Annotated in this window: 5 protein-coding genes; 1 reads left to right on the top strand and 4 read right to left on the bottom strand. The window is 67.8% G+C overall.

Annotated features, from left to right (window positions below; genetic code table 11):
• From RMO12_RS04400 to RMO12_RS04385, 4 genes are all read right to left on the bottom strand, one after another.
• Window positions 1-1,663: dipeptide ABC transporter ATP-binding protein (locus RMO12_RS04400; RefSeq protein ID WP_309638352.1), on the bottom strand; the 1,663-nt coding region annotated here is incomplete at its 3' end.
• Window positions 1,664-1,679: 16 nt separating this feature from the next.
• The gene (locus RMO12_RS04395) at window positions 1,680-2,147 is read right to left on the bottom strand and encodes an OsmC family protein (RefSeq protein WP_309638351.1); all 468 of its coding nucleotides are present in this window, start codon (window positions 2,145-2,147) and stop codon (window positions 1,680-1,682) included.
• 13 nt (window positions 2,148-2,160) lie between these two features.
• The gene (locus RMO12_RS04390; RefSeq protein ID WP_309638350.1) at window positions 2,161-3,222 is read right to left on the bottom strand and encodes an ABC transporter permease; all 1,062 of its coding nucleotides are present in this window, start codon (window positions 3,220-3,222) and stop codon (window positions 2,161-2,163) included.
• Entirely contained in the window at window positions 3,219-4,157 is a 939-nt protein-coding gene (locus tag RMO12_RS04385) for an ABC transporter permease (RefSeq protein WP_309638349.1), read from the bottom strand. The genes RMO12_RS04390 and RMO12_RS04385 overlap by 4 nt, the downstream gene beginning before the upstream one ends.
• A 390-nt stretch (window positions 4,158-4,547) precedes the next feature.
• On the opposite strand from RMO12_RS04385, the gene RMO12_RS04380 reads away from it, so the two are divergent.
• Window positions 4,548-6,383 (top strand): ABC transporter substrate-binding protein, encoded by a 1,836-nt coding sequence (locus RMO12_RS04380; RefSeq protein ID WP_309638348.1) that lies wholly within the window; start codon window positions 4,548-4,550, stop codon window positions 6,381-6,383.
• The last annotated feature ends 32 nt before the right edge of the window (window positions 6,384-6,415 follow it).

The following is a 6,415-nucleotide window of genomic DNA, read 5'->3' as shown; positions in this document are numbered from 1 at the left end:
TGCGCTCGACCACTTCGCCGTCCTTCATCACCAGCACCTCGTCGGCGACGAAGCGCACCACCGCGAGGTCGTGGCTGATGAAGACGTAGGCCAGGCCCAGCTCGTCCTGCAGGTCTTTGAGCAGGTTGAGCACCTGCGCCTGCACCGACACGTCGAGCGCGGACACCGCCTCGTCGAGCACCAGCACCTCGGGGTCGAGCGTGAGGCAGCGCGCGATGGCGATGCGCTGGCGCTGGCCGCCGGAGAACTCATGCGGGTACTTGCCCCAGGCGCTGGCGTCCAGGCCCACCTTGGCGAGCAGTGCGCGCGCCTTGGCCTGGCGGCCCGCGCCGTTGCCTTCGAGCGCGTGGATCGTCATCGGCTCGACCAAGGTCTGGCCGATGGTGAAGCGCGGGTTGAGCGAGGCATACGGGTTCTGGAACACCACCTGCAGCTTGCGCCGCAGCGGCAGCCACTCGGCCTTGCTGAGCTGCAGCAGGTCGCGCGGCTCGCCGCCCTGCGCGCTCTGGAACAGCGCGGTGCCGGCCATCGGCCCGCCGATGGCTTCGTGCAGGCGCAGCAGCGCCAGACCGGTGGTGGTCTTGCCCGAGCCCGACTCGCCGACGATGCCCAGCGTGTGGCCGCGCCGCAGCTCGAAGCTCACGCCCTTGACGGCCTGGAACTCGCGGCGACCGAACACGCCGGTGCGCAGCCAGAAGCTCTTCTTCAACGCCCCCACCCTCAGCACCACCGGCGCGGCCGGGTCCTTGGCCTTGGCCACGCGCAAGGGGGGCGCAACGGAGCGCGCATCGGTCGCTGCATAGGTGCTGCGCTGTTCGGCGGCCAGGTGGTCGTCGATCACCATCAGCCGCGCGGGCGGCGTGGCCAAGGTGGGGCGGCAGGCGAGCAGCGCGCGCGTGTACGGGTCGCGCGGCGCCGCGAAGATGCCCGCCACCGGGCCCTGCTCGCGCACCGTGCCCTGGCGCATCACCACCACGCGGTCGGCAATCTCGCCCACCACGCCGAGGTCGTGGCTGATGAACAGCATGCTCATGCGCAGGCGCTCCTTCAGGCTCGCGAGCAGCTCGAGGATCTGGCGCTGGATGGTCACGTCGAGCGCGGTGGTCGGCTCGTCGGCGATCAGCAGCTTGGGTTCGCAGGCGATCGCCATGGCGATCATCACGCGCTGCTGCTGCCCGCCCGAAAGCTCGTGCGGATAGGCGCCGATGCGCCGCGCCGGGTCGGGCAGGCCCACTTCGGCGAGCAGCGCCAGGGCGCGTGCGCGCGCCTGGCGCCGGCTCATGCCGAGGTGAACGCGCAGCGGCTCAGCCAGCTGGTCGCCAACCGTGAACACCGGGTTGAGCGAGGTCATCGGGTCCTGGAACACGCAGGCGATGTCCTTGCCGCGCAGCGCCTGCAGCTCGGCCAGGCTCGCAGCGAGCAGGTCGCGGCCGAGGAAGCTGATCGCGCCCTGCCGCTCGGCGTTGTCGGGCAGCAGCTTGAGGATGGACATGGCCGTGACACTCTTGCCCGAGCCCGATTCACCGACCAGCGCGACGGTGGTGTTCTCGGGGATCTGGAAGCTCACGCCCTGCTCGCCGCGGCCTACGCCCTCGGCATAGCTGGCCTGGGCGCCTCGGCCAAGGCGAAAGCGCACGCGCAGGTTGTCGACGTTCAACAGCATTCGCTACTCCGTGGATTCAGGCGAGTTCCGGCTCGCAGCGCACGTCGGTCAGCACCGACGACGCGATGAAGCATTGCTCGTGAGCGCGCTGGTGCAGCGCCTGCAGCTGCGCCTCGCTCGGCCGGCGTTGGCCGGCAAACACGGTGCGCGGGCGCAAGGTCACGACGGTCATCGCCAGCTTGCCGGCGCCGTTCTTCGCCATCACGCCTTCGGCCGCGTCGGTGTAGGCATCGACCACGAAACCGCGCTGGGCCGCGATCGACAAAAACCACAGCATGTGGCAGCTCGACAGTGACGCAACGAAAGCCTCCTCGGGGTCGACCGCGGCCGGGTCCGACATCGGCGGCGGCACGACCTGCGGCGAGCTCGATGCCGGGATGTCCAGGCCGCCGTCGAAACGCCAGCGGTGCGCGCGCGGGTAGCGGTGGTCGGTGAAGGGCGCGTCGCCGCGCGCCCAGGCGATGGTGGCGGTGTAGCGGCTCATCGGCGCCTCGGCTTCACTCGGCCCCGCGCAGCTTGGGATCGAGCGCGTCGCGCAGCGCATCGGTCATGAGCGAGAAGGCGGTGACGAACACCGCCATGAAGGCCGTCGCGGCCACCAGCTGCCACCAGTGGCCGAGGATCAGTTCGCCCTGCGCTTCGGCCAGCATTGTGCCCCAGGACACCTGGTCGACCGAGACGCCCAGGCCGAGATAGCTCAGGATCACCTCGGCCTTGATGAAGCCCACCACATGGATCGACAACTGCACCAGCACGACGTGGCTCACGTTGGGCAGGATGTGGCGAAACATCCGCGACAGGTTCGAAGCACCGATCGCTTCGGCCGCGCGCACGTACTCGCGCACGCTGTGCTTGATGAACTCGGCGCGCACCAGCCGGTAGATGCCGGTCCAGCCGGTCAGGCCCAGGATCAGCACCACCGACTCCACGCCGCGCCCGGTGACCGCCGCAAAGGCGAAGATCAGCAAGATGCCGGGGATCGAGGTGAAGACGTTGTAGACCCACTCCAGCAGGTCGCCGACCTTGCCGCCGAAGAAGCCGCCGAGCGCGCCGAGCAAGGTGCCGATCAAGGTGGCCAGCAGTGCGGCGGAGACGCCCACCAGGATGGAAATCTGCGCGCCCTTGACGGCCTTGGCGAGCACGTCGCGGCCCAGGCGGTCGGCGCCGAAGGGCAGGGTGCGGGCGCGCGGCGCTTCGGTGGTCTCGTACTTCTTGGCGGCCTCGGCCCATTCGGCGTACTTGGGTGCAAGCGGGTCGATGTCCGACAGATCCACCGGCGGCCCCTTGGGCACCGCGGCCACGACCGCCTCCTGCGGCGCGGCCGGCCCCATGAAGCCGGGCGGCGCATTGGGCACGCCGCTCTCCTGCTGCCAGCCGGCCGCCACCAGGCCCAGGCCTGCGGCGATCACCAGCAGCAGGAACGACGCCACGATGACCAGCGACACCATGCCGACGCGGTCGTCGCGAAAGCGCCGCCAGGCCGCCGCCCACACGCCTTCGGAGCGCTCGGCCGCAGCGGCCGGGAGCGGTGCGCCTGCCCGCGGCAAGACCGCGCTCACTTCAGCACCACCCGCGGATCGACCATCTTGTAGAGCACGTCCGTTCCCAGGTTGACCACCATCGTGATGACGGCGATGTAGATCGTCACCGCCTGGATGACCGGGTAGTCGCTGCGATTGACCGCCAGCAGCACCTCGCGGCCCAGGCCGGGAATGGAGAAAAACACCTCGATCAGGAACGAGCCGACAAAGATGCCCGGCAGGCTCACCGCCACGTTGGTGAGGATCGGAATGAGCGCGTTGCGCAGCACGTGCTTTAGCAGAATGCTGCGCTCGGTCAGGCCCTTGGCGCGCGCGGTGCGCACGTAGTCCTGGCCGATCTCGTCGAGAAAGAAGCTGCGATAAAGACGCGTCTGCGGCGCCAGGCTCACCGTCACCGCCAGCAGCACCGGCAGCGGCGCATAGGTCGTGAGATTGATCCAGGTGCTGTCGCTCCAGCCCTGCACCGGAAACCAGCCGAGCCGAAAGGCGAAGAAGTACTGGCCGACGATCACGTAGACCAGGAAGCTGATCGACAACGCCACGGTGGTGGCGATCATGATCGCGCGGTCAGTGAGCGAGCCGCGCACATAGGCGACCATCAACGCAAAGGGGATCGCCAGCGCCACTTCCAGCAGCAGGATCGGCGTCATCACCGTCAGGGTGGCCGGCAGGCGGGTGGCAAACAGGTGGGCGACCGACTCGTTGGTCGCCCAGCTCTTGCCCCACTCGAAGCTCAGGATCTGCTTGACGAAGATCCCTAGCTGCTCGATCACCGGCCGGTCCAGCCCGAGCTGCTGGCGGATCGCGGCGATCTGCTCTTGCGTGGCATTGAGGCCGCCCAGGATTTCGGCCGGGTCGCCGCCGAAATACTTGAACAAGAAGAACACCAGCAGCACGACGCCGATCAAGGTCGGGATCATTTGCCACAGGCGCCGTACCAGGTAGGCGGCCATCGGGGGGGAGTTCTCCAACAGGACAGGAGCGGCGGGCTCGCTCGTGGCAAGCCGGCTGCCGGACTTTTTGCGCTGGCCGGGAGTCTAGGGCTTGGCGATACCCGAGCGCCGCGCATTTGCCGCCTCCCTCCCCCCAACGCTCTCCCGCCAGCGGAAGAGGGAGCAATGCCTTGCCTGCACCTCCATGAGTGGCACCGGCAGAGATGCTCCCTCTGCCGCATCCTCGTGGGAGGGTTGACCTGGTGCTCCCATCACAGGAACCATCCCCCTGCCGTTCGGGTCACCCACCTTGGTGGCGTCAGCTCGTGCGCCATAGACTGCGCGCCTTCGGCTGCGGCGTTGCGCCCGCGTCCGGCCCGGCCCGACAAAGCGACTCAGGAGCTTGCTCAGATGTTCAGACGCGGCCTCACCCTGGCCCTTGCCCTGTTGACGGCCCTCGGCGGCGCCCACGCGCTCGCGCAAGCCGCGAAAGGCAACTCAGCGCCAGCCCTCACTGCGTCCAAGGTGTTGCGCTACGCCTTCCGCGTCGCCGAGACCGGGTTCGATCCGGCCCAGCTCTCCGACCTCTACTCGGCCACCATCGCCGCCAACATCTTCGACGCGCCGCTGCAGTTCGAATTCCTGGCGCGCCCGGCGCGCCTGCGTGCCAACACCGTCGTGGCCCTGCCCGAAATCTCGGCCGACTTCACCACCTACACCTTCACCTTGAAGTCCGGCATCTACTTCGCCGACGACCCGGCGTTCAAGGGCAAGCGGCGCGAGTTGGTCGCGGCCGATTACGTCTATTCACTCAAGCGCCACTACGACCCCAGGCACAAGAGCCCCACGCTCTACCAGTTCGAGAACGCCAAGCTGCTGGGCCTCTCCGAGCTGCGCCGCGAAGCGATCGACGGCAAGAAACCGTTCGACTACGACCGCGAAGTGCCTGGCTTGCGCGCGCTCGACAGGTACCGCTTCCAGATCAAGCTGGCCGAGCCGCAGCCACGCTTCGAGCACATGCTGGCCGACCCTTCACGTTCGGGCGCGGTGGCGCGCGAGGTCGCCGAGGCCTACCCCGACAAGATGATGGAGCACCCGGTGGGCACCGGGCCGTTCAAGCTGGCCGAGTGGCGGCGTGCATCGAAGATCGTGCTCGAGCGCAACCCGAACTACCGCACCGTCCTCTACAACGAAGAAGCGCCGGCCGATGACAAGCTTGCGCTGGCGGCGGTCGCCAAGCATCAAGGCAAGAAGCTGCCGCTGGTCGACCGCGTGGAGATCAGCATCATCGAAGAAAGCCAACCGCGTTGGCTCGCCTTCCTGAACAAGGAACACGACCTCATCGAAGAAGTGCCGCCCGAATTCGCCGACCTGGTGATGCCCAACGCCAAGCTTGCCCCCAACCTCGAGAAGCAGGGCATTTTGATGGTGCGCTACCCGCGCGCCGATCTGCACATGACCTACTTCGCCATGGAGAACGCGGTGGTCGGCGGCTACACGCCCGAGAAGGTGGCGCTGCGCCGCGCGCTGTCGCTGGCAATGGACATCGACAAGGAAATCCGCCTGGTGCGCAAGGGCCAGGCCATCCCCGCCCAGGGCCCGATCGGCCCCAACACCTTCGGCTACGACCCGGCCCTGCGCAGCGAGATGGGTGAATACAACCTCTCGCGCGCCAAGGCCCTGCTCGACCTCTATGGATACACCGATAAAAACGGCGACGGCTGGCGCGACCTGCCCGACGGCCAAGCGCTGGAGCTGGAGTACGCGAGCGAGTCCGACCAGTACAAGCGCGCTCTGGCCGAGCAGTGGCAGAAGAACATGGCCGCGCTCGGCGTGCGCATCGTGTTTCGCATCTCGCAGTGGCCCGAAAATTTGAAGGCCTCGCGCGCCGGCAAGCTGATGATGTGGATCGTCGGCTGGAGCGTGGGCTCGCCCGACGGTGACGGTTTTCTGCAACTCGGCTACGGCCCCAACAAGGGCCAGGCCAACCATGCGCGCTTCGACCTGCCCGCCTTCAATGCCGTCTACGAGCGCCAGAAAAAGTTGCCCGACGGCCCCGAGCGGCAGGCCGCGATGGACGAAGCGCAGCGCCTCATGATTGCCTACATGCCCTACAAGGTGCATGTGCATCGCATCTTCACCGACCTGGCCCAACCCTGGGTGATCGGCTATCACCGCAACATCTTCCTGCGCGAGTTTTGGCAGTACGTCGATGTCGACCCGGCGCTGCAGGCGCGGGCGAAGTGAGTGGGTGAGCGGGTGATCAACGCAGCCTCGAG

Source organism: Methylibium sp., assembly GCF_031393925.1.
Classification (GTDB): domain Bacteria; phylum Pseudomonadota; class Gammaproteobacteria; order Burkholderiales; family Burkholderiaceae_C; genus Methylibium.
Note: the sequence above shows the minus strand (reverse complement) of the source record. Positions and strands in the feature narration are given on the sequence as shown.